We start from the raw sequence: 25,148 nt of genomic DNA on the forward strand, positions 1-25,148 counted from the left end.
CCTCTTTACGTTGCGACAATGCGGCGACCGGCGATCCGGCGGCCGGCGATCCGGCGCGCCGTCTTCCATGGCCGTGCTATTCCGGCTTGATCCCGGCCTTCTCCATCACCGCGTGCCAGCGCGCGATCTCGTCGCTGACCAGCTTGGCGGCCTGCTCCGGCGTGCTGCCCACCGGCTCCAGCGCCAGATCCTTCAGCTGCGCCCGCATCTCCGGGCTTTGCAAGGACTTGACCATCGCGGCGTTCAATTTGTCGATCACAGGCCTGGGCGTGCCGGCCGGCGCGGCGAAGCCCACCCAGAACTGCATGTTCATGCCCGGCAACCCCGACTCCTTGGCATCCGGCACGTCGGGCAGGACCTCGATGCGATGATCGCTGGCCACCATCAGCGCGCGCAGTTTGCCGGAGCGGATCTGCGACAGCGCGGTCGGCACGGAGGTAATCATGGCCTGCACGCGGCCGGCCAACAGGTCCTGCAGCGCCGCACCCGCGCCGCGGAACGGGATGTGCGACATCTTCACGCCGGCCAAGCTGTTGAACAGCTCGCCGCCCAGGTGGGTATTGGTGCCGACCCCGCCGGACCCGAAGAAATACTTGTCGGGATGGGCCTTCACCAGCGCGATGAACTCCTGCACCGTCTTCGCCGGCACGGAAGGATGCACCACCAGCACGTGCGGCACCTGTACCAGCGTGGTGATATTGGTAAAGGCCTTGCGCGGATCGTAGGGCAGGTTCTTGATCAGGCTTGCCGCGATGGCATAGGACATCTCCTGCGTCAGCAGGGTGTAGCCGTCCGGCGCCGAGCGCGCCGCGCTGCCCCAGCCGATCACGCCACCGCCGCCGGTGCGGTTCTCCACCACGACGGACGTATTCAATTCCTGGGCCAGCGCCTTCGCTTCCAGGCGAGCGACCAGATCCGTCGAGCCGCCGACACTGAAAGGCACGATGATGTTGATCGGATGGCTGGGATAATCGTCGGCCGCCACCGCGGCGCCGGCCACGCACAGGCCCAGCACGGCGCCCAGCAGTCGGGTGAAAAATGCATGCTTCATGTTGTCTCCTTGAATACCTTGTGTGCGGCGTCGTTGCGCGCGAGGCTGCCGCGCGTCGGCGCTGGCGGACGCGGGCCGCCCTGTGCGGCGTGGTTTTATGGGGCCGCCCACGCGCGCGCCGCTTTTCTGACGGCCCGGCCCCGCGCGCGGAAGCCCTGGCGAATCGCTATTCCATCTTCGTTCCAGAGTCGCGCACGGCCTTGCCCCAGCGCTCGTATTCGCTGGCCATGAACTTGCTCGCGTCGGCCACGCTGCCGCCCAGCGTCACGCTGCCTTCGGCCGCGAAGCGCTGCTGCGTCAGCGGCTGCTTCAGGGCCTCGTTGGCGGCGCGGTTCAGGCTGTCGACGATGGCCGCCGGCGTGCCGCGCGGCGCCACCAGGGCTTTCCAGTCCTCCGCCTCGAAACCGGCATAACCGAGTTCGGCGATGGTCGGCACATCCTTGGCGGCGGGCAGCCGCTTCAGGGAGGTCACCGCCACCGCGCGCAGCTTGCCGGATTGCATCAACGGCAGCACGCTGGCCGGGGTGCCGAAGTACAGGTCCACTTGTCCGCCGGCCAGGTCCGCCAGGGCGCGGGCCGCGCCCGGGTAGGGCACGTGGAAGATCTTGATGCCGGCCTCCTTGGCGAACATCTCGCCCGCCAGATGCCCGACGGTGCCGATACCGGCCGACGCCATGTTGAGCTTGCCCGGATTCGCCTTGGCCGCGTCGACCAGGCTGCGCAGGGTGCTGTGCGGCGAACCTTCGCGCACCACCAGGATCATGGGTTGGCCCGACACCAGCGCGATGGGCGCGAAATCCTTGCGCGCGTCGTAGGGCATGGTCTTGTACAGCGTGGGATTGATCGCCAGGTTGGACGTCTGGCCCATGCCTATGGTCATGCCGTCCGGATTGGCGTGCGATAGCTGGCCCAGGCCGATATTGCCGCCGGCGCCGGGGCGGTTCTCCACCACGATATTCCAGCCCGTCAGCTGCGTGATGGCCTGCGCGATGGTGCGCGACGACGCATCGGTCCCGCCGCCCGGCGGAAAGGGCACGATCAGGGTGACCGGGCCCGAGGGATATTTGCCTTGCGCGCGGGCGATCGCCGGCAAGGACAGCAGCGGCGCGGCCGCCATGCCGGCCAGCAGGGTGCGGCGGTGTGGGTTCATGATGTCTCCTCGAGGGCTAGTGTGTTATGCGTCATGGGCGCCGCGAATTCGGCGCCGGCCAGGTGAAATACGAATGGTGGTGGTGCTGGAATATCGCGTACGGTGTCCGCATGCCGCACCTATGGCAGCGCAGCCGGGCCGGCCGTCGCGCGGCACCCTTGCCCGTTGCGCCCTCATGTCTGCTCCCGTCTCGCGCTTATCGTGGCATTCACGGTCTGACCGTAGCGCAGGGCGCCTTCCCAATCCGAGACCTGCCCGGGCACATGGTCCAGCGATTTCTTGGTTTCCTCCAGGGCCGCGACATCGAAGCCGGCGATGCGCGCGGCCAGCGCCGCTGCCCGCTCCATCAACCTGTCCGGCGGCACGACTTCGTTGACCATGCCCCAGCGCTCGGCGGTGCGGGCGTCGATGCGCTCCGCCGTCAGGAGCAGCCATGCCGCCCGCTTGCGCGGCCAGGACAGCAGGCCGGTGGGGCCCGCGGCGCCGGCGTAGGCGCCCGACGCCAATTCGGGGCAACCCAGCCAGGCGTCCTGCGCGGCCAGCGCCAGGTCGCAGGAGTTGACCAGCGTCATGCCGCCGCCCAGGGCCATGCCGTTGACAGCGGCGATGAACACCGCGGGGTGCCGCCGTATGGCCATATTCACCGCGATCCATTCGTCGCCGGAGGTATCGCGCAGACCGGACGCGCGTTCGCTGGCCCGCTCCTTCAGGTCCAGCCCGGCGCAGAAACTGCCGCCGGAGCCCGTCAGCACGATACATCGTGCCTGGCCTTGCAAGCTGTCGAAGGCGCGCAGCAGCGCGATGCGGGTGCGCCGATCCAGGGCATTGCGCTTCGCTTCGCGCGCGATGCGGACGATGGCCCAGCCTTGATGACGCTCCACGACCACATTGCCGGCGCAGCCGCGCGACGGCGCGACAGGTCTCGCCTGCTCACTGCCCGCGCCACCGTCCCCAGCGTGGTCTGTTGTCTCCATGCGTTTCATAAGATAGAATACTGTTCTATCTATGATGTACGGCTATGCTGCGGAAGTCAATCGGCGACTCCGCCCGGCCCGCGCGCCCCGCCCTTGCCGGTACCGCGCATCCGCTCTCCTTCCACCCAGCACAAGACGTATATGCCGCGCAAATCCGCCACGCCCTCCCTTGCCGACCGCAACGCCGCGGAAGGCGGCGTCGCCGCCGTGGATCGCGCGCTGTCCGTACTGGGCGTGTTCTCGGCCGGCACGCCCGTGCTCGGCCTGGCGGATATCGCCGCCCTGACCGAAATGCACAAGAGCACGGTGTTGCGCCTGCTGGCCTCGCTGGAGCATGCGCATCTGGTGCGGCGCCAGGCCGACGGCCGCTACACGCTGGGCGCCGGCATCGTGCGCCTGCACCAGATCTATGCGGCGTCCTTCTCGCTGGAATCGGTCATCATGCCCGCGCTGCGCGAGCTGGTGGCCGCCACGCAGGAAAGCGCCGCCTTTCACGTGCGGCAGGGCAAGCACCGCCTGTGCCTGCACCGCGTCGATTCCCCACGGCCCGTGCGCGACCACATCCGTCCCGGCGACCTGCTGCCCCTGGATCGCGGCGCGGGCGGGCGCATCATCACGGCGTACGCCGGCGCGCGGGGCGCCGTCTATGCGCGCATCCGGCGCGAACAAGTCGTCGTCCTGGTCGGCGACCGCATTGCGGAGATCGCCGGCATCGCGGCGCCGGTCTTCAATCCCGACGGCGAACTGCTCGGGGCCATGACCTTGACCATGCCCGCCGACCGCTTCAAGGCGGATTACGACAAGCCCGTCATGCGGGCCGCCCGCAAGCTCACAACCATGCTGGGCGGCGACTATCCGCCGCCGGCCCAGGATTGAAGGACTAAAGCCCAGGAGGCGCGATTGACGGGGTCGCCATTGGCGGCCCGGCCATTGGTGGCCCCGCCATTGGCGGCCCGGCCATTGGTGGCCCCGCCATTGGTGGCCCCGCCATTGGTGGCGCCGCGATCGCCGCGCTGCGATTCGCCGGCCACCCTCGGTTCCGCCCTTTGTGCGCCCCTAAGCCGCCGCGCTCGAAGACCGCGGCAGGCCGGCGGCCACCACCGCGATGCGGCGCGTCGCCAGCTCCGACACGATCAGCGAGGCGGCCAGCAGCAAGGCCGCCACGAACCCCAGCTGGTCCACGCCGAGCACCTGTATGGCGCCGGCCCCGATCAGGCCGGCCGCGGACACGCCGATATAGGTGGCCGCCGTATTCAATCCGAGCAGCACGGGCGCGATCGACGGCGCCATGGTCACCAGGCGATGCTGCTGCGGCACCAGCAGGCCCCAGCCGCAACCGCCCCACACCGCGATCGCCAGCGCCGCCGTCCATACGTTGGACCCGGTCCACGGCAGCAGCGCGATGTCCACGACCAGCACCGCCAGCATCGTGACGAGCACCTTGCGCGAGCCCACGGTATCGATCAGGCGCCCCGCCATAAGGTTGGAAGCGGTGCCCGCCACGCCCCAGATCACCAGCAACACACCCAGCACGGCGGCGCTGTCGCCCACCGCGCGCTCGAACACCACCGAGAAATAGGTATAGACCGTGAACAGCCCGCTCATCGCCAGCAGCGTGGTGGCCAGCGTCAGGCCGACCCGCGTATCCGCCAACGGCGCCAGCCGCTTGCGCAGCGTGACCGCCGGGGGCAGGGGCATTTGCGGCAGCAGGAGCCACACCCCCAGCAGCGAGCCCCCGCCCAGCGCGGACACAAAGACCATGGTCCAGCGCCAGTCGCCTACCCCGCCGATCACGGCGCCCATGGGAGACCCGAGCGCCGTGGCGGCCGTCAAGCCGGCGACGATAATCGAAAGCGCGTAGCCGCGCCGCTCGGGCGGCACCAGCATGGACCCGGCGCCCGTCGCGGTAGGCGAGAACATCGCCGCGCCCAGCCCCGCCAGCGCCCGGGTCAGCAGGGCGATGCCCAATGTAGGCGCCAGCGCGGTCGCCAGATTGGCCACCACGAACAGGCCCAGGCCCGCCAGCAGCAGGCGCTTGCGCGGCACCGACGCGGCCAGCGCCGCGATCGTGGGCGCCAGCACCGCATAGGTGATGGCGTACACCGTGGTCATCTGCCCGGCCGCGCCGATACTGACGCCATAGGTCTGCGCGAGCTGGGGCAGGATGCCGGCGACAACGAAACTGTCGGTGCCCAGCGCGAACATGCCCAAGGCCAGGACGAGAAGGCGACGATCCATGGTCAGGATTCCTTGAAATGATGATGGCCCGCGGGCCCGGTCGACGAACGGCGTTCCAGCGACCGATACATGGCCTTGAAGCCATCGACGCCCAGCCCTGCCCTGGATGGCGTCTCTTCCTGGCATCACTTCCGGTCGCAGATAAGTTGCTTGACGAAACTATACGCGCGGATAGTTTTTTCAAGCAACTATTCAAGGCCAGAAAGTTGCATCACAAAACTAACAGTGGTAAAAAAACCCCATGTACCGAAAACGCTTCACCGGCATGAACTGCACCATCGCGCGCGCCCTGGACGAGGTCGGCGAATGGTGGAGCCTGCTCATCGTGCGGGAATGCACCCAGGGCACGACCCGCTTCGACGAGTTCCAGCGCGAGCTGGGCATTGCCCGCAACGTGCTGGCAGCGCGCCTGGAGCGCTTGATCGAATCGGGCATCATCGAGCGTTTCCCCCTGGCCGACCGCGCCAATACCGACGGCTACCGGCTGACCCCAAAGGGCGAAGCGCTCTACCCCGTGCTGGTCGCGCTCAAGCAATGGGGCGACGACTGGCTCGCGCCCGACGGCAAGCCGCCGCTCGAAATGCTGGATAAGGAAACGGGCGAGCCCATAGAGCGGATCGCCGTCCAAGCCAGGAACGGCACGCCCCTGTCCTTCCGCGACATCCGTTTCGCCGCCGGTCCCGGCGCGACCTCCACCACGGCGCGCGCCATCGCGAACCGCAATCGGCGGATACTGGGCCAGCCGGCCGACGATACGGCGTAGGCCGGCGCAAGAAGCCGCACCGGCGTCCCGCGACCAGCCATCGGGGCTCGGCGGCATGCCCCATGAATATCGTCCCGGCGGGGCACACCGCTTGCATGACACGTCCCACACGATTCCAGGGGGCGGCTCATGCATATCAAACGATTCTTCGGCCTGGCGAAAAAAGCCGTCAGCGCGTGGCTGGACGACTATGCGCCCAGCATGGGCGCGGCCATCGCCTTCTATACCGTCTTCTCGCTGGCGCCCCTGGTGATCATCGTGATCGCCGTGGCGGGCTTCTTCTGGGGCCGCGAGGCCGTACAGGGACAGCTTTTCGAACAGATCGGCGCCCTGGTCGGCCCCGACGGGGCCAAGGCGGTGGAAAGCGTCGTGCAGGGCGCGCAGGAGCCCGCGCAAGGCATCGCCGCCACCGTGGCCAGCGTGATCGTCCTGGTCGTGGGCTCCACTACCGTGTTCTCGGAATTGCAGAGCGCGCTGGACCGCATCTGGGAAGTCCCCGCCGCCGAAAAGAAATCCGGCATCTGGAACATGATCCGTGCCCGCCTGCTGTCCCTGGGGCTGGTCCTGGCGCTCGCCTTCCTGCTGATCGTATCGCTGGTGGTCAGCACGGTGCTGGGCGCAATGGGCAGCTGGGCGACCGGCCTGCTGCCCGGGTGGGAAATCCTGCTGCAGGTCATCAACACCGTGGTGGCCCTGGCCATCATGACCGTGCTGTTCGCGATGATCTACCGCTTCATGCCCCGAGCGTCCGTGGCCTGGCATGACGTCTGGACAGGCGCCTTCGTCACGGCAGTCCTGTTCGAGATCGGCAAGTTCCTGATCGGGCTCTACGTCGGCAAGGCGTCGGTCGCCTCTTCCTACGCCGCGGCGGGCTCGCTGGTGGTGGTGCTGATCTGGGTGTATTACGCGGCGCAGGTTTTCCTGCTGGGCGCGGAGTTCACCTGGGTGTACGCCAATGAGCACGGCTCACGGCGCGGCGTGCGGGACAAGGACCAGGCGCCGCGCGCCGTGCCAGGCTGATCCCGCGGATCAGGCCCGGCCGCGCCACGCCATCAGCCCGGAATCTGCGGCTCGACCAGCTTGGCCAGCTGTTCCAGCGATTCCTGCCAGCCCAGATAGCACATTTCCGCCGGAATCACTTCCGGGATGCCTTCCTGCACCGCATGGAATTCCGTGCCGCCGATCACTTCGCGCAGCGAGACGGTCACCTGCATCTGTCCCGGCAGGTTCGGATCGTCGAATCGGTCGGTATAGCGGATGGTCTGGTTGGGCACCAGCTCCAGGTATTCGCCGCCAAAGGAATGGCTGGTCCCCGTGCCGAAATTGCGGAAGGACATCTTGAACGTCCCGCCCACCTTCACATCCATGTTATGCACCGTGCAGGTGAAGCCATACGGCGGGATCCATTTGGCGATCGCATCCGCCTCCAGGAACGCGCGATACACGCGCTCGGGAGTGGCCTTGAAGACGCGATGAAGTTTGACCGTACCGGTAGCCATGGTGGTTTGCCTCGATATGAAGTGGATGTACAGGGACGACGTTCGAACCCCGCCGATATCGACACGGGATGATAGGGAAAAACCCTGAAGCGTCAAGGCCAGGAAGGCGGTCGAGGGCTTACACCCGCACCAGTTGAAGCAGCGGTTCGAACATATAAAGTGCGGGACGGCGCCCAGAAGGCTCCTCCAACACACGAAGATGGCCACGCTCCTGCAAAGCCTTGGTAATCCGAATCGCGCTGGAGACGGCAATGCCACTATCCCGTGTGAATCTGTTGTTCCGAAACACAGGGTAAGTGAAGACGTAGTCGAGCGCGATGACACTCCACTTCGAAGCGAGGACGTCACTGAACTCGATCTTCATCCGTTCATATAGCTGTCTGATGTTCTCGGCCACTTCCAGATTCTTGAACGCTTGTTTCTCCACTGCCTCCAGAAAAAACAGGCACCAGCTTGTCCAATCATTCGAAGCAGAAACCTCGCGCATGATGTCGATGTACTGATCTTTGTTCTCTTCGAAGAATCCGCTTATGTAGAAGTGGGGCGCCGAGATCACCTTTGCACTCCAAAGGAGCAGGGTGATCAACATGCGTCCGATGCGCCCATTACCGTCTTTGAACGGATGTAGCGCCTCAAACTCAACGTGCGAGATAGCCGCCTTTATCAAAGGCACATCTGAGTTGTCGTCGATATATTTGAAGAGGTTGTCCAATCCCTCTTGTAGATGCTCTGGGCTAATGGGCACGAACAATATCTTCCGTCTCGACCTATCAGCAAGGTAGTTCTGCTCCGTCTTGAAGCTACCAGGCGCAAGCCGCGCTCCCCTGCCCACGGAAAGAAGCGTCTGATGCGCCGAGCGAATCAGATGCTGGGAGAGTGGCTGACCCGCCTCGATAGCCGACTGCGCGCCCTTCAAAGCGCGCTGGTAGAGGAACGTTTCGATAACCTCCGAGCGAGCGTGCATGCTTTCTTTCGCATCGTCCTCCAGATCCGCTTCATAGCGGAGGATCTCATCGATAGTGCTAACCGTGCCTTCCATTCGAGAGGAGATCACGGCCTCTTGGCTCCTCAGGGGTCGCAGAAGAATCTCACTGTTATGCATGTTCTTGAGCATTTGGTCGAAACGGGCTATAGCGTCCGTGGCTTTGACCAATTGCGGCACCAGCTTTCCATAGTCGAGCTGCGCAGGCGGGAAGCGCCCGTAGTGGTACTGAACAGCCTCGGAAAGATCGGGCGAAGCGAGTCTTGTGACCATGGTAGATTCCCAGGTTTCTACATACATCGAAGCCAAGAGGCTTTGATTTCAATATTTTACTTTTCCTGGAACTCTACGTCGATAGCTGGTCAGCGCTTGGGAGATCCGAGAGACAAGCGGAGTTGTCTTCCGAAGATGAGAGTCTATTGCCTTTGAGAACAACAAAGAGCCTATCTTTAGCAACTAGCGAATTTGCTTCTCAGATTCAATAAACAACCATCCCTGCCTGCCAAAGTGGGCACGAAGTGAGTGGCGAAAGTCCGCACCGAGCCGCCCAAAGGACCTTCGCTATAGACAGATCCAGATCTTCGCTATAGACCAGTTTTGCGTTGGAGGAGTAATTACTTTTCGGAGCCCAGAAAGCAAAACGGCCTAGCCATAAAAGCTAAGCCGTTGATCTGCAAGCCATCTTGGTGGGCGGTACTGGGTTCGAACCAGTGACCCCTGCCGTGTGAAGGCAGTGCTCTACCACTGAGCTAACCGCCCAAGAAGACAGCGATTCTAGCATGGGATTTTGAAACGATGCAATCCAGCGCGCCCTGCCTCCAGCACCGCGCGGCGCCACCGAGGCATCGCGGTAGCAGGGACCAGGCGCCGGACAAGCCGGGGACTGGCGAACCGCCCCGGAACCCGAACCGCTACGCCGCCTGCGCCTGGCTTTCGGCCGGCACCGGCGCCGGATCCCATTGCCGCCACAGGCACGCGCCGCCCACGGACTTGTCCAGCGCCGCCAGATATGCCTCGTGCTCGGCCAGTTCCTCCGCGCTGGCGCGGATGACGGGCAGGCCGGACGCATCGAAGCGCGCCAGCACCAGGCCTTCTCCCGCGCCCTTGCCTTCGCCTTCGTCCAGGTCGATAAGCAGGGCGTCCTGGCCGCGGGTCATCGCCAGCCAGACCTCGCCCAGCAGCCGCGCATCGAGCAATGCGCCGTGCAGGGTGCGATGGGCGTTCGAGATACCGTAGCGCTCGCACAGCGCATCCAGCGAATTCCGCTTGCCGGGGTGCAACTCCCGCGCGTGCATCAGCGAGTCGGTGATGGTGGCGCAGATCTCATGCATGGCCGGGCGGCCGATGCGCGCCAATTCGGCATTCAGGAACTTGGTGTCGAAGGCCGCGTTGTGGATGATGATTTCCGCGCCATCCAGGAAGCGCACGAGCTCGTCCGCGATGTCCGCGAAGCGCGGCTTGTCGGACAGGAATTCCGTGGTCAGGCCGTGCACCGCCAGCGCCTCCGGATCGCTGTCGCGGTCCGGGTTCAGGTACACGTGCATGGTGTTGCCCGTGACCATGCGGTTGACGATTTCCAGGCAACCGATTTCAACGATGCGGTGGCCCTGGGCGGGCTCCAGGCCGGTGGTTTCGGTATCGAGGATGATCTGGCGCATGGTGGGATCAAAGGCAATGCAAAAGGGCAAAAGACGGAAGACCGGCCGCCCGCCGCACGGGCCGCATCGGCCGAATGCGGTAGTGTACCTTTGGATGCCCGCTAGGCAGCGCGCCCGCGCCGGGCTTCCTCCACGCCCAGGTTCGCCAGCTGGTCGGCGCGCTCATTGCCCGGGTCGCCGGCATGCCCACGCACCCACTTCCACGACACCCGGTGCCGCGCCACCTGTTCGTCCAGCAGGCGCCACAGTTCGGCGTTCTTCACGGGCTTTTTGTCGGCCGTCATCCAGCCGCGCCGCTTCCAGTTGGGTATCCATTCCGTCATGCCCTTCATCACGTACTGGGAGTCGACGTGGATGGTGACCCGGCAGCGGCGCTTCAGCGCCGTCAGGCCCTGGATGACGGCCATCAATTCCATGCGGTTGTTGGTGGTGGCCATTTCGCCGCCGTGCAGGGTTTTTTCGTGGGTGCCGGAGCGCATCAGCACACCCCAGCCGCCGGGGCCGGGATTGCCCTTGCATGCGCCGTCGGTCCACAGCTCCACGGCTTCCAGCCCGGCATCCGCGTCGGCCATTCCAATTTCATTCATCTGCTGTTCCTGCAAAGTACTGCTCAAAGCGATATTGTCATCGCGGCTTTCACAACTGTCCGGTGCGATGGTTCGCCACCACGGAGGCCGCCGCGGCGGGCTTGCGCTTTTGCTTCCAGGCCGGCCCGATCAGCCGCATGCCGGCCACCCGCTTGACGGCGGAGACCATATACACCGCCCCGCACACCGCCCACCAGCGGTCGCCCGCTTTTTCCATGAAACGCCAGCGCTGCAGCCAGATGTCGGTCTGGCAGGCAGGGGCATAGCAGCCGAAACGGCCCCGGTCGACTTCGAAGGACAGCAGTTTCAGCCAGTCCTTGACACGTGCCAGCGACACCTGCGCGGACGGCGCATGCGGCAGCCAGGGCTCCATGCCGGGCATGCGGTTGCGGGCCCCCCACAGGCTCCAGGGATTGAAGCCGGAGATCACCACGCGCCCTTCCGGCATGAGGACGCGCTCTACCTCTCGCAGCACGTCGTGGGGCGCGTCCGTGCATTCGAAGGCATGCGGCAGCACCAGCAGATCGATGCTTTGCGTGGCGAAGGGCAGCGCGCGCGGGTCCGCCAGCGCGCAGGCCTGCCAATGCGCGGCCGCCTCGGGCTCCGGCATGACCGTGCCCACATAGGCCTTGAAAGGCATGCGGTTGTTGCGCAGCAGGTCCAGCTCCGCCAGGCCAACCTGCAGCGCGTTGTAGCCGAACACATCGGCCACCACGGCATCGAACTGGGTTTGCTCCCAACGCAGCACGTACTGCCCGGGGGGCGTTTGAAACCACTCGGCCAGTTCTACAATCGGCGCACTTTCTTCTGCCACGCTATGGGTTCCTCTGATGATGCAAGCCACCTCCGCCCCCGCAGACGTCGATGTGCCGGGACCTTCCTCGTTTTCGTCACTGGTGCCGGTGCCCGCCTTTTCCGATAACTACATCTGGCTGGCGCACCGCGACGGCCAGGCCGTCGTGGTCGACCCCGGCCAGGCCGAGCCCGTGCTGCGCGCATTGCGCGAGCACGGCCTGCAATTGCGCGCCATTCTACTCACGCACCACCACCAGGACCACGTCGGGGGCGTGCTCGAATTGTCGCTCGCCACGGGGGCGGTCGTATATGGCCCGGCGAATGAGACCCTGCCGCGGTGCGATATCGCACTGAAGGAAGGCGACCTGGTGCGCATCGAAGCCCTGGACCTGGCCATGGAAGTCCTGGACGTCCCGGGCCACACGGCTGGCCACATCGCCTATTACGGGCGCGTCGCCGGGGTCGAGCCCGTGCTTTTTTGCGGGGATACCCTGTTCGCGGGGGGCTGTGGACGGCTTTTCGAGGGCACGCCCGCGCAAATGGCGGATTCCCTGGGAAAATTCGTAACATTACCGGCTGAAACACAAGTTTGCTGCGCACACGAGTACACTCTTGCCAACTTGCGCTGGGCGCTGGCCGTCGATCCGGCCAACCGCACCCTGCAACAGTGGTACCAGCGGGCCCAGCAACTGCGCGAACAAGGTATTCCCACGCTTCCCTCGTCCATCGGGCTGGAGCGGGACACCAATCCGTTCCTGCGTACCCGGCAAGTTGAAATTACCCAGGCTGCCGCAGCACATGCTGGGCGTTCGCTAAACTCGCCCGTCGAAGTATTCGCCGTACTTCGCGAATGGAAAAATAACTTCAAGTGATCAATCGATGAAATTGTTCCGGCTTATCTTTCCCCTGCTCCTGGCCGTATTGGCCGGCTGCGCGGGAACGACACACAAACAGGCAACGCTACAAGACACCGATCTCGACACTAAGCAACCCGGCTATCCGACCCGCTACGTCGCCACCGTCACGTCACGCACCATCGACCTGACGCACCCGCCGCGCGATGTCTGGGACCGCATCCGCCGCGGCTTCGCCATCCCCAATCTGCATAACCCGCTGGTCGATCAATGGACCGACTACTATGCCTCGCACCCCGAGGCGGTCCAGCGCATGGCTGAACGCGCGGGCAAGTACCTTTACTTCATCACCGAAGAAATCAACCAGCGCGGCATGCCCACCGAACTGGCGCTGCTGCCTTTCGTGGAAAGCGCCTACAACCCCACGGCCCTGTCCCGCGCGCAGGCGTCCGGCCTGTGGCAGTTCGTGCCCGCCACCGGCCAGCACTTCAACCTGAAGCAGGACTGGTGGCGCGACGAACGGCGCGATCCCATTGCCTCCACCAACGCGGCGCTGGACTACCTGGAAAACCTGTTCGAAATGCAGGGCGACTGGTACCTGGCGCTGGCCTCGTACAACTGGGGCGAAGGCGCCGTGCAGCGCGCGATGGCCAAGAACGAGGCCGCGGGCTTGCCCACCGACTATCTGTCGCTGCAGATGCCGGACGAGACCCGCAACTACGTGCCCAAGCTGCAGGCCATCAAGAACATCGTGGCCAATCCGGCCAAGTACGCGGTGGTCCTGCCGCCGGTCAGCAACACGCCTTACTTCGCCACCGTGCAAAAGAACCGCGACATCGATATCGAAGTCGCCGCCCGCCTGGCCGAAATGCCGGTCGACGAATTCAAGGCGCTGAATCCCTCGTTCAACCGCCCGGTGATCCGCGGCGAACACGCCTCGGTGATCCTGCCGGCCGACCGCGTGGAGATCTTCAACGCCAACATGGAGAACTACAAGGGCGAGCTCTCCAGCTGGCGGGTGTACCAGCCGCAGCGCGGCGATACCTATGCCTCCATCGCGCGGCGCTTCGGCATCTCGGAAGCCACGCTGCGCAGCCTGAACGACATCCCGTCCCGCCAGAAACGCATCGCCACCGCCCAGCATCTGCTGGTGCCGGCGCGCGGCGGCGTCCAGGTGGCATCGCTGGATAACGCCGGGCCGGCCAACGGCAGCGCGCCGGTCAGCCGCGGTTCGGTCCGCCCGGCGACCGCACAGGTCGCGTCGGCCAAGATGAATGCGCCGCGGCCCAATGTGCGGCAGCACAAGGTCAAGTCCGGCGATACGCTGTACTCCCTGGCGCGGCAGTACAGCACCACGGTGGATGCCTTGCGCGCCCTGAACAACCTGAAGGGCAATGCCCTGAAGGTGGGCAGCGTGCTGCGCGTGCCGGGCACCAACGTGCGCGGCTGAGCACGCCGCGCGGGCCCGCCCCCGCGATACGAAAAGCCGGCGCTCGCGCGCCGGCTTTTTCTTGCCCTTCACCTAAAATAGCGGTTTCAGTCTAGAGGATTCGACACATGGGCTTTCTTGCCGGCAAACGCATACTCGTCACGGGCGTGCTCTCCAACCGCTCCATCGCCTATGGCATCGCGCGCGCCTGCCATCGCGAAGGCGCGGAACTGGCCTTTACCTACGTGGGCGACCGCTTCAAGGACCGCGTGGCCGAGTTCGCCGGCGAGTTCGGCAGCGACATCGTGCTGCCCTGCGACGTGGCCGACGATGCGCAGATCGAAGCCGCGTTCGCGCAGCTGGGCCAGCGCTGGGACGGGCTGGACGGACTCGTGCATTCCATCGGCTTCGCCCCGCGCGAGGCCATCGCGGGCGATTTCCTGGAAGGCCTGTCGCGCGAAGGCTTTCGCGTCGCGCACGATATCTCCGCCTATAGCTTTCCGGCCATGGCGAAGGCGGCCCTGCCGCTGATGAAGGGCCGCAACGGCTCCGTGCTGACCCTGACCTACCTGGGCGCCGAACGGGTCGTTCCCAACTACAACACGATGGGCCTGGCCAAGGCCTCCCTGGAAGCCAGCGTGCGTTACCTGGCGACGTCGCTGGGTCCGCTGGGCATCCGCGCCAACGGCATTTCCGCCGGTCCCATCAAGACGCTGGCGGCCAGCGGGATCAAGGACTTCTCTTCCATCCTGAAGTTCGTCGAGAGCAACGCCCCGCTGCGCCGCAATGTCTCCATCGACGATGTCGGCAACGTGGCGGCCTTCCTGCTGTCGGACCTGGCCAACGGCGTCACCGGCGAGATCACCCACGTGGATGCGGGCTTCTCCACGGTCGTGGCCGGCATGGAGTAAGCGCGAGCCGGCGCAGGGCCGGCCCGGACGGGAGTCATCAATCGGCGCGCAAGCCCAGGCGCGCCGTCAATTTGCCGAAGCGGTCGATATCGGCGTCGATCAGCGCCTGGAATTCCTCCGGCGTGCTGGCCGTCGGGCTATAGCCCAGCTGCAGCAAGGCCTGCCGGGTGTCCGGGCGTTTCATGATGGCGGCCACCGCGGCGTTCAACTTCGCCACGACGGCGGGCGGCGTGGCCGCCGGCGCGAGCAGGCCGTGCCACTGGTCCAGCGCATAGCCGGGGAACCCCTGCTCCGCCACGGTAGGCACGGATGGCATCAGTTCGGTACGCGCGGGAGAGGTCACCGCCAGCGCGCGCAGCTTGCCGGCGGCCAGGAAAGGCGCCGCGCTGGACGCGGTGACGATGCCCATGCCAACCTGGCCCGACAGTACGTCCGTCAAGGCGGGACCGCAGCCCTTGTAGGGGACGTGCTGCAATAGCCGGCCGCTGGCAAGCCGCAGCATTTCGCCCGCCAGGTGCTGGGGCGTACCGTTGCCGCAGGATGCATAGGGCAAGGCCTTGCCGTCCTTGCCCGCAACGGCCAGCGCATCGGCCAGCGTGTGGAAGGAAGAAGACGCCGGCACCGCCAGCACCGACGGCACGAAGGCCACGTTGATCACGGCCTTCAGGTCGCGCGTCGGCGAGAACGGCAAGTCGCGGTACACACCGGGATTGATGGCATAGGAGCTGTTCACCATCAACAGCGTATAGCCATCGGGCGCGGCCTGCGCCACCTCGCGCGCGCCGATGACGCCGCTGGCGCCGGGGCGGTTTTCCACCACGACGGTCTGGCCCAGGTCCTGCTGCAGGGCGGCGCCCAGGCGGCGCGCCAGCAGGTCCGTGCCACCGCCCGGCGGAAAAGTCACGATGATGGTGATGGGATGCGCCGGATAGCGGCCGGCCATATCGCGCCCGGTGGACGCGACGCCCGCCCCGGATGGGCCTTCATTCTGGCCGCCGACCGCGCGCAGGCAAGCCGCGACGGCCAGCAAGGCCATGACGGCCAACATCGCGCCGCGCAGGCGCGCGCCGGCCATGCGGCGCCACGGGCGCCGCTGCAAGGTATTCATCGTCAGCTCCGTTACGCGTCCAGGCCGATATCCAGCACCTGCACGCTGTGCGTGATCCAGCCGATGGCGATCAGGTCCACGCCCGTCGCCGCGATTGCCGGCGCGGTCTCGGGCGTCACGCCGCCGGAGGCCTCGGTCACCGCGCGGCCCTTGGCCATGGCGACGGCCTGACGCAATTCGTCCAGGTCCATGTTGTCCAGCAGGACGACGTCCACGCCCAGGTCCAGTGCTTCCCGCAGCTGGGCCAGGGTGTCGACCTCCAGTTCGATTTTGACCAGGTGGCCCGCGGCGGCGCGCGCGCGTTCGACCGCGGGGCGGATGCCGCCGGCCAGGGCGACATGGTTGTCCTTGATCAGCATCGCATCGTCCAGGCCGAAGCGGTGATTGCTGCCGCCGCCGACACGCACCGCGTACTTCTGCAGGGCGCGCATGCCGGGCATGGTCTTGCGCGTGCAAGTGACGCGCGCGCCGTAGGGGCGGATGGCATCGGCGATGGCCGCCGTGGCCGAGGCCACGCCGCTCAGATGGCATAGCATGTTCAGGGCCGTGCGTTCGGCCGTGAGGATGCCGCGCGCGGGCCCGGCCACGACGGCGATCTCGTCGCCCGGACGCAGGCGCGCGCCATCGCGCATGCCCGGCAGGAACTCGATCCGCGGGTCGGTAAGCGTGAATGCCAGGCGCGCCAGGTCCAGCCCGGCCAGCACGCCGGGCTTGCGGGCGACCAGGCGCAGGCGCGAGCGGGTATCCGGATCGACGATGGCATCGGTCGTGATGTCGCCGGCGCGACCCAGGTCTTCCAGCAAGGCGGCGCGTACGACCGGTTCCAGCATGACGGCCGGCAACGGGGATGGCGCATGGGCGCTTCCCTTTTCCGGGGTACCGCGCGCAGCGGGTTCACGGGGGTCCAGGCGGACCGCGGAATCACGGGGTAATATGCTTATGCTCATTTTGAGTATTACGACGACGGAGTCCAGGGGTGGATTTATACTATTTCTGAGCATAATAGACTGTCAACCATTTTTTTCGCGACGCCGGCTGGCTTCTTCCGCCATCGGGACGGGCACGTTCGCGGTTACCCTCCTTGTGGCGGCGCGGAAAAAGCCCGCGCTAGCCGGGCCGAAAATCGCGTCCGCGTGCTTGCCAGCCACGGGATATGGGATTTTGTGCGGCGCGAAATACGTGGCGCCAACGGGCGGGCGGCGGGGCCCGCGCCGGCCCGCGATGGAATGGATTCCCCAGGCGCCGCGGCGGCGCGACCGCACGCTATACCAGATGGGATTCGCGGGCGAGCGGCAGCTTGCTGCCCGATATGGCGCGCTCCAGCATCACGTCGCGGCGGAAGCGGAACAACTTGGCCGGCCGTCCGGCGGTGCCGCTGGTCATGCCCCCGGTTTCCTCCACGAGTTCCTGCTGTTCGATCAGCCGGCGGAAGTTCTGCTTGTGCAGGCCGCGGCCCGCCAGGGCCTCCACGGTCTGCTGCAACTGCAGCAGGGTGAATTCCTCCGGCATCAGCTCGAACACGACCGGCCGGTACTTGATCTTGGCGCGCAGGCGGGCGATGCCCGTGGCCAGGATGCGGCGGTGATCGTGTGTCATCGGCGTGCCCGGCAGTGCCGGCCGGATCGGCCGCCGCCTGGCTTCGGGCACCAGGCCGGCTTCGTACAGCAGCTCGTAGCGCTGCAGCACCATGTCCTCGTTCCAGGCGGCGCCGTCCAGCCCGAAGGTAATGGCCGCGCGATCGTAGCGGCGGCCGCGCTGCGCCGCCGGCCCGCTGGCCGCCCAGGCGCGCAGGCGCGGCTCCACCAGCGACGCGACGAAGGCGGGCGCGCCATCGCGCCGGTCCTCCCAGGGAAAATAGCGATACCAGCTTTGCCAGCCCACGCCGGCTTCGCCCGTGTGGGGCAGCTCGCGTGTCAGGCCCAGATAACTGACGGAGATGATGCGGGTATCGGGCTGTTCCGCCCGGTCGCTGTCCGCGAACGTGTACAGCTGCTCTACATAACCCAGCGGATGGTGGGTGCGCGCCTCCACCCATGCGCGCAGGCCCGCCTGCAAGGACCGGTGGGCCGACTGGAAGGGCCCCGCGGGCAGTGCCCGCGCATCCTCGGTGGTCAGCACGCGCGGCTGTCCGTCGGTCACTGCGACGAGGACGGCAACGAGTTCGGCGGAGACGCGGCTTTCGATCGGTTCGGTCAAGGTGCGCAAGGATGGCAGCATCGCCGCGCCGATCGCGGCGGATGGAGACGACGGCGGAAGGATCGCTCCCGGCCGCGAGGCTAGGCATTATACGGGGCCATCATGACCGGAATGCCGGTACACGGGCCTGCTTGCCCGGCGTCGGCCGCAAGCGCCCGCGGCATGCGGAGCAATAGCCCCGGCGCCCCGCCGACGCTGGCCGACTGACGCCACCCGCGCGCGGCGATGCCGCGACCACGACCCGCCGGGATTGCCGCGGCGATGACCGGGATTCTTTACCTGGACGAACAAGTGTTTCGCCGGCACCGGGGTTTTTCGCTGTCCTGGCGTGGCGCACAATCGCTGTTTACCGACGCGGCGGGCCACCCGGCCCACCGCGCGTTCCTCCCTCCCTACTTACAGAGGCCATACATGGAATATCGACATCTGGGTGCATCGGGATTCAAGGTTCCCGTATTGAGCTTCGGCACCGGCACATTCGGTGGCAAGGGCGAACTCTTCGAGGCCTGGGGCAAGACCGACGTCGCCGAGGCCCGGCGATTGATCGACATCTGCCTGGACGAGGGCGTGACGATGTTCGACACGGCCGACATCTACTCGCGCGGCGCGTCCGAGTCCATCCTGGGCGAAGCCATCAAGGGCCGCCGCGACAAGGTCATCCTGTCCACCAAGGCCACCTTTCGTTTCGACGACGAACCGAACAATGTCGGCTCGTCGCGTTTTCATCTGATCCGGGCGGTGGACAATGCGCTCAAGCGCCTGGGCACCGACTATATCGACCTGTTCCAGCTGCATGGCTTCGACGCCCGCACGCCTGTCGAGGAAGTCCTGTCCACGCTGGACACCCTGGTACGCGCAGGCAAGATCCGCTATACGGGCGTGTCCAACTTTTCCGGCTGGCATCTGATGAAGTCGCTGGCGACCGCCGATCGCTATGGCTATCCGCGCTACGTCGCCAACCAGACCTACTACTCGCTGATCGGCCGCGACTACGAATGGGAGCTCATGCCGCTGGGCGTGGACCAGGGCGTGGGCGCGGTGGTGTGGAGTCCGCTGGGATGGGGCCGCCTGACCGGCAAGATCCGCCGTGGCCAGCCGCTGCCCGCCAACAGCCGCCTGCACAAGACGGCGGAATACGGTCCTCCCGTACCGGACGAATACCTGTTCCGCGTGGTCGACGCCCTGGACGAAGTGGCGGCCGAAACGGGCAAGACCATCCCGCAGATCGCGCTGAACTGGCTGCTGCAGCGGCCCACCGTCAGCACCGTGCTGATCGGCGCGCGCGACGAGAACCAGCTGCGCCAGAACCTGGGCGCGGTGGGCTGGAACCTGACCGCCGAACAGGTCGCCAAGCTGGACCAGGCCAGCGCGGTCGATCGCGCCTATCCGTACTGGCACCAGGTCGGGTTCGCGGAACGCAATCCTTTCCCCGTTTGACCGGACGACCCAGGCTTGGCGCTGCCCGCGACAGGCATATGGGCACGCCGCCTGCCGGCCGGCGCCCGGCCTCCGGGCCCGGGCCTTATCGCGAGGCGCCCGCGTCGGCGGTCCACACCGCCGGCGCGCCTATCCCAAGCACCGCGATCCCCAGCAGCTCCCGCAATATCAGCTCGTCGTCGTTCAGGTCTATCATGCCGCCCGCGCCGGCCAATACCTGGAACTTGCGCGACAGCGGATCGCAATTGGCCAGCAGGTGCATGGCCGACCCGCGCACGAATTCGTAGCGCCAGATGATCTCGGAACGCGTGAACCTTGGCAGGGTCTGCGCCAGCGCGTCGATGAACGTCTGTGCGTAGCCGTCCAGGTGGCGCGCGACGAACAGGGTGTAGTCGCTGTCCGGCACCGCGCGCAGGTGATGCTCCATGCGCACGAAAAGCCGGCCGCCGTCCTCGCCGCGCTCGCACGATACCAAGGGCCGCAGCAGGCTTTCGAGGATCACCGGGATAGGCAAAGGCCCGTCGCCATAGCGTTGGCGCGCTTCTTCCAGCCGGATGCGCCGCTCGATATTGACCGGCTCGAGCACGGACAGCAGCACGGATTTCACCAGTGCGTCCTTGGATCCGTAGTAGTAGTGGATCGACGCCACGTTGACACCCGACGCGTCGCAAATGTCCCGCACCGTCGTATTGAACGGGCCCGTGCGCGCGATCAGTTCTTTCGCCACGCGAAGGATGCGGTCCGGAACCGGCATGTCGCCCGTGTCCTCGGCGCTGTCCAGCTTGGCCGGCGACATGCCGCCCACGTACGCGCTCGTCATGGCGTCCTCCCTGTTGGTCTATCAATTGTTTTAATTTGCTTCACAACCCCTCCCGCGCCTGGCGGGGCGCTTGCGCTGCAAGCCCCTGATATGGCGCGAGATTCCGTGATTTTCGCACGACCGGCTCGGCGGCGGGCGTTTTGCTGCACCGCACTAGGATTTACCACTACCCGGCCATTTTTACCTTGACGCTCCTGAGGGCGGTTCCTAGAATTAAACAACTGTTTTATCGGCTGGACATGCGTTAAGGTATTGATAAATAAATGGAATGTGCGTTGCAACACGCGCTTATCCATTAGCTCAAGGGGCTTTTCCATGTCAGACACATCGGTTTCATCCGAGGCGTCCCCACGCCCGGAGGATCTACGGATCCTGGCCGCCCATGCGGGCTTGCCGCTCTCCCCTGCCCACCTTGCCGAACTGGCCGACGCCTGGCGCCATATCGCGCCCATGCTCGATCGCGTGCGCCGCAGCCGGCCTTATGCCGACGAACCGGCGCATACCTTCGTGCCGGCAAGCTTCCGCGCCGGCGAGGAGCCGGCCCGATGAACAGCGATCCGACCTTCCTTACCATCGCCGAGGCCAGCCGCCTGATCGCCGGCAAGGCGCTGTCGCCGGTCGAGCTGACCGAGGCCTGCCTGAAGCGCATGCAGGCCGTCGATGACGCCCTGTGCAGCTTCATCACGCCCACGCCCGACCTCGCTGTGGCCCAGGCCCGCGCCGCCGAGGCCGAGATCGTGCGCGACGGAACGCGCGGCGCCCTGCACGGCATTCCGTATTCCCTAAAGGACATCTACGAGACGGCGGGCATCCGCACCACGGGCCAATCGCGCGCCCTGGCGGACTATGTGCCGGCCCGTGATTGCCCGGCGCAAGAGGCCTTGAACGCCGCGGGCGGCGTGCTGCTGGGGAAAACCACCACCTGGGAATTCGCGCACGGCGGGCCATCCTGGGACGTGGTGGCGCCGCCTGCCCATAACCCCTGGAACACCAGCCGGCATCCCGCCGGCTCGTCGTCGGGCTCCGGCGCCGCCATCGCCGCGGGACTGTGCCTGGCCAGCATGGGGTCCGACACGGGCGGCTCCATCCGCATGCCGGCCGCGGCCTGCGGCATCGCCGGCATCAAGCCCACCTACGGCCGGGTGAGCCGGCGCGGCGTACTGCCGAACTCGTTCAGCCACGACCATACGGGGCCGATGGCATGGACGTCGGAGGACCTGGCGATCCTGCTGGGCGTGGTGGCCGGCCATGACGCGCGGGACCCCGGCAGCGCCGACCGTCCGGTGCCCGACTATCGCGCTGCCCTGTGCGGCCACGCGAAAGGCCTGAAGATAGGCGTGCCGTGGGCCTGGATGGAAAGCGAAGCGCCCATCTCCGCCGGTTCGCGGCAGGCGCTCGAGGCGGCCCTGGACGTACTGCGCGAACTGGGCGCCACGGTCCAGCCGATTTCCTTGCCACCGCTCCTGGCCTACAACGACTGCAAGCGCATCATTGCGCTGGCCGAGCTGTTCTCCATCCACGAGCGCACCCTGCGCACGCAACCGGACCTGCTCGGCGCCAGCCTGCGCTACCGCATCATCGGCGGTGCGCTGCTGCGCGCCGAGGACTACGTGCAGGCCATGCGCATGCGCGCCGAGCTGGCGGCCGCCACGCAGGCCGTCTTCGGCCAGGTGGACCTGATCGTGACGCATTGCGCCGAGCCCGCCGGCAAACTCGAGCCGACATCGCCGCATTGGATGTTCACGCAGCCCAACTACACCACGCCGTTCAACTCCGCCGGCAATCCTGCCCTCTCGGTATGCAATGGCTACGACTCCGACGGCATGCCCTGGTCGATGCAGATCGCCGGGCGCCTGTTCGACGAAGCCACGGTACTGCGCGTCGGCGATGCCTATGAGAAGGCAACCGCCTGGCGCGGCCGCCGTCCCGACATCGCGGCGCTTGCCGCACAGTCGGCGGCCATCCGCGACGCCGGCGCCACGGCCCCGACGAGCAGCGCGGCTGCCGCCAGCCCCGGTCCGGCGGCGACCGCGCCCGCATAAGACCGCTTTCTTTCGTGCTGCACCGGTTCCACGCCACCGTCCCCCTGGGGACGGCGGGCATCGTCCATCGGAGATATGCCTTGGTACTGAAGAAATTCGCGGCCCCGCTTTTCGCCGCCTCGCTCGTCCTTTTCACATCCCCCGCCGCGCGGGCCGAAATGGTGCTGCGCGTCGCCACCACGCTGTCGGACATTCCCTTGACGACCGGCCAGCCCAGCCAGGGCGGCGAAGGCATGCGCTTCATCGGCTTCACGCTTTACGACGCGCTGATCCGCTGGGATCTGTCCAAGGCCGACCAGCCCGCCAAGCTCGTGCCGGGACTGGCGACCAGCTGGTCGGTCGACGATGCCACGCATACCAAATGGACCTTCAAGCTCCGGCCCAACGTCAAATTCCATGACGGATCCGCCTTCGATGCCGATGCGGTGGTATGGAATCTGGACAAGCTGCTCAAGCGCGATGCGCCGCAGTTCGACCAGGCGCAGGCCACCCAGGCCAGCCAGTACGTGTCGGGCGTCGCGTCGTACCGCGTGGTCGACCCCATGACCGTGGAAATCACGACCAAGTACGCCGACGCCGTCTTTCCCTACCTGATCGCCGACGTCATGATGTCCAGTCCCGCCCGCTACAAGGAACTGGGCGGCGACTGGACCAAGGTGGCGCAACGGCCCTCGGGCACGGGCCCGTGGATGCTGGACAAGCTGGTCCCGCGCGAACGCGCGGAGCTCATACGCAACCCGAACTACTGGGATCCCCAGCGCGTGCCGAAGTCCGACCGCATGGTGCTGTTGACCATGCCGGATCCGAATACCCGCGTGGCGGCGCTGCTGTCGCGCCAGGTCGACTGGGTCGAGGCGCCGCCGCCCGACACCCTTCCGCGCCTGAAGGAAGCGGGCATGCAGATCGTCACCAACATCTACCCACACAACTGGCCCTACCAGCTCAGCTATTCCGAGGGCTCGCCGTTTCGCGACATTCGCATCCGCAAGGCGGCCAATCTGGCGATAGACCGCCAGGGGCTGGTCGAATTCCTGGGCGGAACGGCCATCCCGTCCGAAGGCATGGTCGATCCCAAACATCCGTGGTTCGGCCATCCGGACTTCAAGATCCGCTATGACCCGGACGAAGCGCGCCGCCTCATGAAAGAAGCCGGCTACAGCCCGCAGCATCCCCTGCACGTCAAGTTCGCCATCTCCACGTCCGGCTCCGGCCAGATGCAACCCCTGCCCATGAACGAGTTCGTCCAGGAGAACCTGAAAGCGGTAGGCTTCGACGTCGAACTGGAAGTAATGGAATGGGAAGCCCTGCGCGCGCGACGCCGCGCGGGTTCGGACGCGCCCGAGAACAAGGGCGTGGACGGCATCAACAACAGCTTCGGCTATTGGGATCCGGACATCGGGCTGATCGGCACATCCTGGTCCAGGATGCGGCCGCCCGCGGGCTACAACTGGGGCGGCTTCAGCGACAAGCAAGCCGACGAACTGGCGGCCAAGGCCAAGGTGGAGTTCGATCCCAAGAAGCAGGACGCGCTGCTGGCGCAGCTGCATGCCCGCATCGTCGACCAGGCGATGTGGATATGGGTCGTACACGATCTGAACCCGCGCGCCCTCGCTCCCAACGTGAAGGGTTTCGTCCAGGCGCAGAGCTGGTTCCAGGACCTGACCCCCGTGTACCTGCAACAGTAAGCCGCGCGGCGCGCTGCCGCCCTGGAGGACCGCGAGATGCTGCGTTACGTGCTTCGCCGCCTGCTGTACACGCTTCCCATCGCCATAGGCGTATCGCTGGTCTGCTTCGCCCTGGTGCACCTGGCACCGGGCGATCCGATCAGCGCGGTACTGCCCGAGAACGCCTCGCCGGCGGTGATCCAGGAGATCCGCGCCGCATACGGCTTCGACAAGCCCTTACCCGCGCAGTACTTCATCTGGCTCGAGCGCGTGCTGACCGGGGACCTGGGCACCTCCATCAAGACCGGGCGGCCCGTTCTGTGGGAAATCGCGCCGGCGATACGCAACTCCATGCTGCTGGCGGCGGTGGCCATCGCGCTGGCCTTCGCCGGCGGCTGCATCCTGGGCGGATTGGCCGGCTACACGCGGCGCCCCGCCGTCGACCGCACGGTGACGGCGCTGGCCGTTACCGGCGTCTCGCTGCCGCACTATTGGCTGGGCATGGTGCTGATCGTGCTGTTTTCCGTGGAACTGCGCCTGCTGCCCGCCACCGGCATGGGCGCGCCCGATATCGCGCACCTGATCCTGCCCGCGGTCACGCTTTCCGTCATTCCCATGGGCATCGTCGCGCGCTCGGTACGGGCTTCCGTCAGCGAGATCCGCAAGCAGGAGTTCGTGCAGACCCTGTACGCCAAAGGCCTGAGCGGCCGGCATGTGCTGGCGCACGTTGCCAAGAACGTCGCGCCGGCCGTCATGGCCGTCATGGGCCTGCAGTTCGCCCAGATGCTGGGCGGTTCCATCCTGGTGGAGACGGTGTTCGCCTGGCCGGGCACCGGCTTCCTGCTGAACGCGGCCATCTTCACGCGTGACCTGCCCATTCTGCAGGGAACCATCCTGGTGCTGGCGATGTTGTTCGTCTTTACCAACCTGATCGTGGACGTGCTGCAGATGCTGGTGGACCCGCGCGTCAAGCGCGCCTGAAGGAGCTGT

The 25,148-nt window shown here is 66.3% G+C and carries 24 protein-coding genes and 1 tRNA gene; 11 read left to right on the forward strand and 14 right to left on the reverse strand.

What is annotated here, in order from left to right:
• Nucleotides 1-76 precede the first annotated feature (76 nt).
• The 3 genes from BAU06_RS22055 to BAU06_RS22065 form a co-directional block, all read right to left on the reverse strand.
• Nucleotides 77-1,051 carry a Bug family tripartite tricarboxylate transporter substrate binding protein gene (locus tag BAU06_RS22055; RefSeq protein ID WP_066355673.1) on the reverse strand — a complete coding sequence of 325 codons (975 nt, stop codon included), beginning with the start codon at nucleotides 1,049-1,051 and terminating at the stop codon, nucleotides 77-79.
• 166 nt (nucleotides 1,052-1,217) lie between these two features.
• Nucleotides 1,218-2,201, reverse strand: coding sequence for a Bug family tripartite tricarboxylate transporter substrate binding protein (locus tag BAU06_RS22060; RefSeq protein WP_231933933.1), 984 nt, complete (start codon nucleotides 2,199-2,201; stop codon nucleotides 1,218-1,220).
• A 173-nt stretch (nucleotides 2,202-2,374) separates the two neighbouring features.
• Entirely contained in the window at nucleotides 2,375-3,175 is an 801-nt protein-coding gene (locus BAU06_RS22065; RefSeq protein ID WP_197509362.1) for an enoyl-CoA hydratase/isomerase family protein, read from the reverse strand.
• 141 nt (nucleotides 3,176-3,316) lie between these two features.
• On the opposite strand from BAU06_RS22065, the gene BAU06_RS22070 reads away from it, so the two are divergent.
• Entirely contained in the window at nucleotides 3,317-4,051 is a 735-nt protein-coding gene (locus BAU06_RS22070; RefSeq protein WP_066359543.1) for an IclR family transcriptional regulator, read from the forward strand.
• Nucleotides 4,052-4,231: 180 nt separating this feature from the next.
• Here BAU06_RS22070 and BAU06_RS22080 read toward each other — a convergent pair whose 3' ends face one another.
• A complete protein-coding gene (locus BAU06_RS22080; protein ID WP_066355684.1) occupies nucleotides 4,232-5,413 on the reverse strand; it encodes an MFS transporter in 1,182 nt (393 codons plus the stop codon).
• A 241-nt stretch (nucleotides 5,414-5,654) separates the two neighbouring features.
• Between BAU06_RS22080 and BAU06_RS22085 the strand changes: the two genes are divergently transcribed.
• Both BAU06_RS22085 and BAU06_RS22090 read left to right on the forward strand, forming a co-directional pair.
• Nucleotides 5,655-6,176, forward strand: a complete 522-nt coding sequence (locus BAU06_RS22085; protein ID WP_066355685.1) for a winged helix-turn-helix transcriptional regulator — start codon at nucleotides 5,655-5,657, stop codon at nucleotides 6,174-6,176.
• 129 nt (nucleotides 6,177-6,305) lie between these two features.
• On the forward strand, nucleotides 6,306-7,196 hold the full coding sequence (locus BAU06_RS22090) for a YihY/virulence factor BrkB family protein (protein ID WP_066355688.1): 891 nt from the start codon (nucleotides 6,306-6,308) through the stop codon (nucleotides 7,194-7,196).
• Between the two features lie 32 nt (nucleotides 7,197-7,228).
• On the opposite strand, the gene BAU06_RS22095 is transcribed toward BAU06_RS22090, so the two are convergent.
• From BAU06_RS22095 to BAU06_RS22120, 6 genes are all read right to left on the reverse strand, one after another.
• Entirely contained in the window at nucleotides 7,229-7,675 is a 447-nt protein-coding gene (locus BAU06_RS22095) for an SRPBCC family protein (RefSeq protein WP_066355690.1), read from the reverse strand.
• A gap of 118 nt (nucleotides 7,676-7,793) precedes the next feature.
• Nucleotides 7,794-8,930, reverse strand: coding sequence for a Fic family protein (locus BAU06_RS22100; RefSeq protein WP_066359546.1), 1,137 nt, complete (start codon nucleotides 8,928-8,930; stop codon nucleotides 7,794-7,796).
• 411 nt (nucleotides 8,931-9,341) lie between these two features.
• Nucleotides 9,342-9,416, reverse strand: a tRNA-Val gene (locus BAU06_RS22105).
• Nucleotides 9,417-9,568: 152 nt separating this feature from the next.
• Nucleotides 9,569-10,315 carry a DNA polymerase III subunit epsilon gene (gene dnaQ / locus BAU06_RS22110; RefSeq protein WP_066355692.1) on the reverse strand — a complete coding sequence of 249 codons (747 nt, stop codon included), beginning with the start codon at nucleotides 10,313-10,315 and terminating at the stop codon, nucleotides 9,569-9,571.
• Between the two features lie 101 nt (nucleotides 10,316-10,416).
• Nucleotides 10,417-10,902: a ribonuclease HI gene (gene rnhA / locus BAU06_RS22115; protein ID WP_415834848.1), complete on the reverse strand. Its 486-nt coding sequence runs from the start codon at nucleotides 10,900-10,902 to the stop codon at nucleotides 10,417-10,419.
• Nucleotides 10,903-10,951: 49 nt separating this feature from the next.
• The gene (locus BAU06_RS22120) at nucleotides 10,952-11,716 is read right to left on the reverse strand and encodes a class I SAM-dependent methyltransferase (protein WP_066355698.1); all 765 of its coding nucleotides are present in this window, start codon (nucleotides 11,714-11,716) and stop codon (nucleotides 10,952-10,954) included.
• A 19-nt stretch (nucleotides 11,717-11,735) separates the two neighbouring features.
• Between BAU06_RS22120 and gloB the strand changes: the two genes are divergently transcribed.
• From gloB to fabI, 3 genes are all read left to right on the forward strand, one after another.
• Nucleotides 11,736-12,569, forward strand: a complete 834-nt coding sequence (gene gloB / locus BAU06_RS22125) for a hydroxyacylglutathione hydrolase (RefSeq protein WP_066359552.1) — start codon at nucleotides 11,736-11,738, stop codon at nucleotides 12,567-12,569.
• Nucleotides 12,570-12,576: 7 nt separating this feature from the next.
• Entirely contained in the window at nucleotides 12,577-14,001 is a 1,425-nt protein-coding gene (locus BAU06_RS22130; protein ID WP_066355700.1) for a transglycosylase SLT domain-containing protein, read from the forward strand.
• Nucleotides 14,002-14,108: 107 nt separating this feature from the next.
• Nucleotides 14,109-14,891, forward strand: coding sequence for an enoyl-ACP reductase FabI (gene fabI / locus BAU06_RS22135; protein WP_066355701.1), 783 nt, complete (start codon nucleotides 14,109-14,111; stop codon nucleotides 14,889-14,891).
• 37 nt (nucleotides 14,892-14,928) lie between these two features.
• On the opposite strand, the gene BAU06_RS22140 is transcribed toward fabI, so the two are convergent.
• The 3 genes from BAU06_RS22140 to BAU06_RS22150 form a co-directional block, all read right to left on the reverse strand.
• On the reverse strand, nucleotides 14,929-15,834 hold the full coding sequence (locus BAU06_RS22140; protein WP_231934125.1) for a tripartite tricarboxylate transporter substrate binding protein: 906 nt from the start codon (nucleotides 15,832-15,834) through the stop codon (nucleotides 14,929-14,931).
• 176 nt (nucleotides 15,835-16,010) lie between these two features.
• Nucleotides 16,011-16,829 carry a carboxylating nicotinate-nucleotide diphosphorylase gene (nadC, locus tag BAU06_RS22145; protein ID WP_066359560.1) on the reverse strand — a complete coding sequence of 273 codons (819 nt, stop codon included), beginning with the start codon at nucleotides 16,827-16,829 and terminating at the stop codon, nucleotides 16,011-16,013.
• Between the two features lie 433 nt (nucleotides 16,830-17,262).
• The gene (locus tag BAU06_RS22150) at nucleotides 17,263-18,216 is read right to left on the reverse strand and encodes an NUDIX hydrolase (protein WP_066355703.1); all 954 of its coding nucleotides are present in this window, start codon (nucleotides 18,214-18,216) and stop codon (nucleotides 17,263-17,265) included.
• Between the two features lie 390 nt (nucleotides 18,217-18,606).
• Here BAU06_RS22150 and BAU06_RS22155 point away from each other — a divergent pair, with 390 nt between their 5' ends.
• The gene (locus tag BAU06_RS22155; RefSeq protein ID WP_066355705.1) at nucleotides 18,607-19,632 is read left to right on the forward strand and encodes an aldo/keto reductase; all 1,026 of its coding nucleotides are present in this window, start codon (nucleotides 18,607-18,609) and stop codon (nucleotides 19,630-19,632) included.
• An 85-nt stretch (nucleotides 19,633-19,717) separates the two neighbouring features.
• On the opposite strand, the gene BAU06_RS22160 is transcribed toward BAU06_RS22155, so the two are convergent.
• Nucleotides 19,718-20,452 (reverse strand): TetR/AcrR family transcriptional regulator, encoded by a 735-nt coding sequence (locus BAU06_RS22160; RefSeq protein WP_066355708.1) that lies wholly within the window; start codon nucleotides 20,450-20,452, stop codon nucleotides 19,718-19,720.
• Nucleotides 20,453-20,767: 315 nt separating this feature from the next.
• Between BAU06_RS22160 and BAU06_RS26775 the strand changes: the two genes are divergently transcribed.
• The 4 genes from BAU06_RS26775 to BAU06_RS22175 all read left to right on the forward strand — a co-directional run bounded on the left by BAU06_RS26775 (nucleotide 20,768) and on the right by BAU06_RS22175 (nucleotide 25,139).
• On the forward strand, nucleotides 20,768-21,001 hold the full coding sequence (locus tag BAU06_RS26775; RefSeq protein WP_156770310.1) for a hypothetical protein: 234 nt from the start codon (nucleotides 20,768-20,770) through the stop codon (nucleotides 20,999-21,001).
• Nucleotides 20,998-22,494 (forward strand): amidase, encoded by a 1,497-nt coding sequence (locus BAU06_RS22165; protein WP_066355710.1) that lies wholly within the window; start codon nucleotides 20,998-21,000, stop codon nucleotides 22,492-22,494. Before BAU06_RS26775 ends, BAU06_RS22165 begins: the two co-directional genes overlap by 4 nt.
• Before the next feature lie 80 nt (nucleotides 22,495-22,574).
• The gene (locus tag BAU06_RS22170) at nucleotides 22,575-24,179 is read left to right on the forward strand and encodes an ABC transporter substrate-binding protein (RefSeq protein ID WP_066355712.1); all 1,605 of its coding nucleotides are present in this window, start codon (nucleotides 22,575-22,577) and stop codon (nucleotides 24,177-24,179) included.
• Nucleotides 24,180-24,215: 36 nt separating this feature from the next.
• On the forward strand, nucleotides 24,216-25,139 hold the full coding sequence (locus BAU06_RS22175; protein ID WP_066355715.1) for an ABC transporter permease: 924 nt from the start codon (nucleotides 24,216-24,218) through the stop codon (nucleotides 25,137-25,139).
• Nucleotides 25,140-25,148 lie beyond the last annotated feature (9 nt).

It is taken from the genome of Bordetella bronchialis (assembly GCF_001676705.1).
GTDB lineage: Bacteria > Pseudomonadota > Gammaproteobacteria > Burkholderiales > Burkholderiaceae_B > Bordetella_C > Bordetella_C bronchialis.

Coding starts and splice junctions, on each gene's coding strand:
- BAU06_RS22155 (WP_066355705.1), top strand. CDS start 18,607: ATGGAATATCGACATCTGGGTGCATCGGGATTCAAGGTTCCCGTATTG.
- nadC (WP_066359560.1), bottom strand. CDS start 16,829: ATGCTGGAACCGGTCGTACGCGCCGCCTTGCTGGAAGACCTGGGTCGC.
- BAU06_RS22150 (WP_066355703.1), bottom strand. CDS start 18,216: ATGCTGCCATCCTTGCGCACCTTGACCGAACCGATCGAAAGCCGCGTC.
- rnhA (WP_415834848.1), bottom strand. CDS start 10,902: ATGAATGAAATTGGAATGGCCGACGCGGATGCCGGGCTGGAAGCCGTG.
- BAU06_RS22060 (WP_231933933.1), bottom strand. CDS start 2,201: ATGAACCCACACCGCCGCACCCTGCTGGCCGGCATGGCGGCCGCGCCG.
- BAU06_RS22090 (WP_066355688.1), top strand. CDS start 6,306: ATGCATATCAAACGATTCTTCGGCCTGGCGAAAAAAGCCGTCAGCGCG.
- BAU06_RS22160 (WP_066355708.1), bottom strand. CDS start 20,452: ATGACGAGCGCGTACGTGGGCGGCATGTCGCCGGCCAAGCTGGACAGC.
- BAU06_RS22140 (WP_231934125.1), bottom strand. CDS start 15,834: ATGGCCGGCCGCTATCCGGCGCATCCCATCACCATCATCGTGACTTTT.
- gloB (WP_066359552.1), top strand. CDS start 11,736: ATGCAAGCCACCTCCGCCCCCGCAGACGTCGATGTGCCGGGACCTTCC.
- BAU06_RS22085 (WP_066355685.1), top strand. CDS start 5,655: ATGTACCGAAAACGCTTCACCGGCATGAACTGCACCATCGCGCGCGCC.
- BAU06_RS22080 (WP_066355684.1), bottom strand. CDS start 5,413: ATGGATCGTCGCCTTCTCGTCCTGGCCTTGGGCATGTTCGCGCTGGGC.
- BAU06_RS22065 (WP_197509362.1), bottom strand. CDS start 3,175: ATGGAGACAACAGACCACGCTGGGGACGGTGGCGCGGGCAGTGAGCAG.
- BAU06_RS22100 (WP_066359546.1), bottom strand. CDS start 8,930: ATGGTCACAAGACTCGCTTCGCCCGATCTTTCCGAGGCTGTTCAGTAC.
- BAU06_RS22095 (WP_066355690.1), bottom strand. CDS start 7,675: ATGGCTACCGGTACGGTCAAACTTCATCGCGTCTTCAAGGCCACTCCC.
- BAU06_RS22130 (WP_066355700.1), top strand. CDS start 12,577: ATGAAATTGTTCCGGCTTATCTTTCCCCTGCTCCTGGCCGTATTGGCC.
- fabI (WP_066355701.1), top strand. CDS start 14,109: ATGGGCTTTCTTGCCGGCAAACGCATACTCGTCACGGGCGTGCTCTCC.
- BAU06_RS22165 (WP_066355710.1), top strand. CDS start 20,998: ATGAACAGCGATCCGACCTTCCTTACCATCGCCGAGGCCAGCCGCCTG.
- BAU06_RS22070 (WP_066359543.1), top strand. CDS start 3,317: ATGCCGCGCAAATCCGCCACGCCCTCCCTTGCCGACCGCAACGCCGCG.
- BAU06_RS22175 (WP_066355715.1), top strand. CDS start 24,216: ATGCTGCGTTACGTGCTTCGCCGCCTGCTGTACACGCTTCCCATCGCC.
- BAU06_RS22055 (WP_066355673.1), bottom strand. CDS start 1,051: ATGAAGCATGCATTTTTCACCCGACTGCTGGGCGCCGTGCTGGGCCTG.
- BAU06_RS26775 (WP_156770310.1), top strand. CDS start 20,768: ATGTCAGACACATCGGTTTCATCCGAGGCGTCCCCACGCCCGGAGGAT.
- dnaQ (WP_066355692.1), bottom strand. CDS start 10,315: ATGCGCCAGATCATCCTCGATACCGAAACCACCGGCCTGGAGCCCGCC.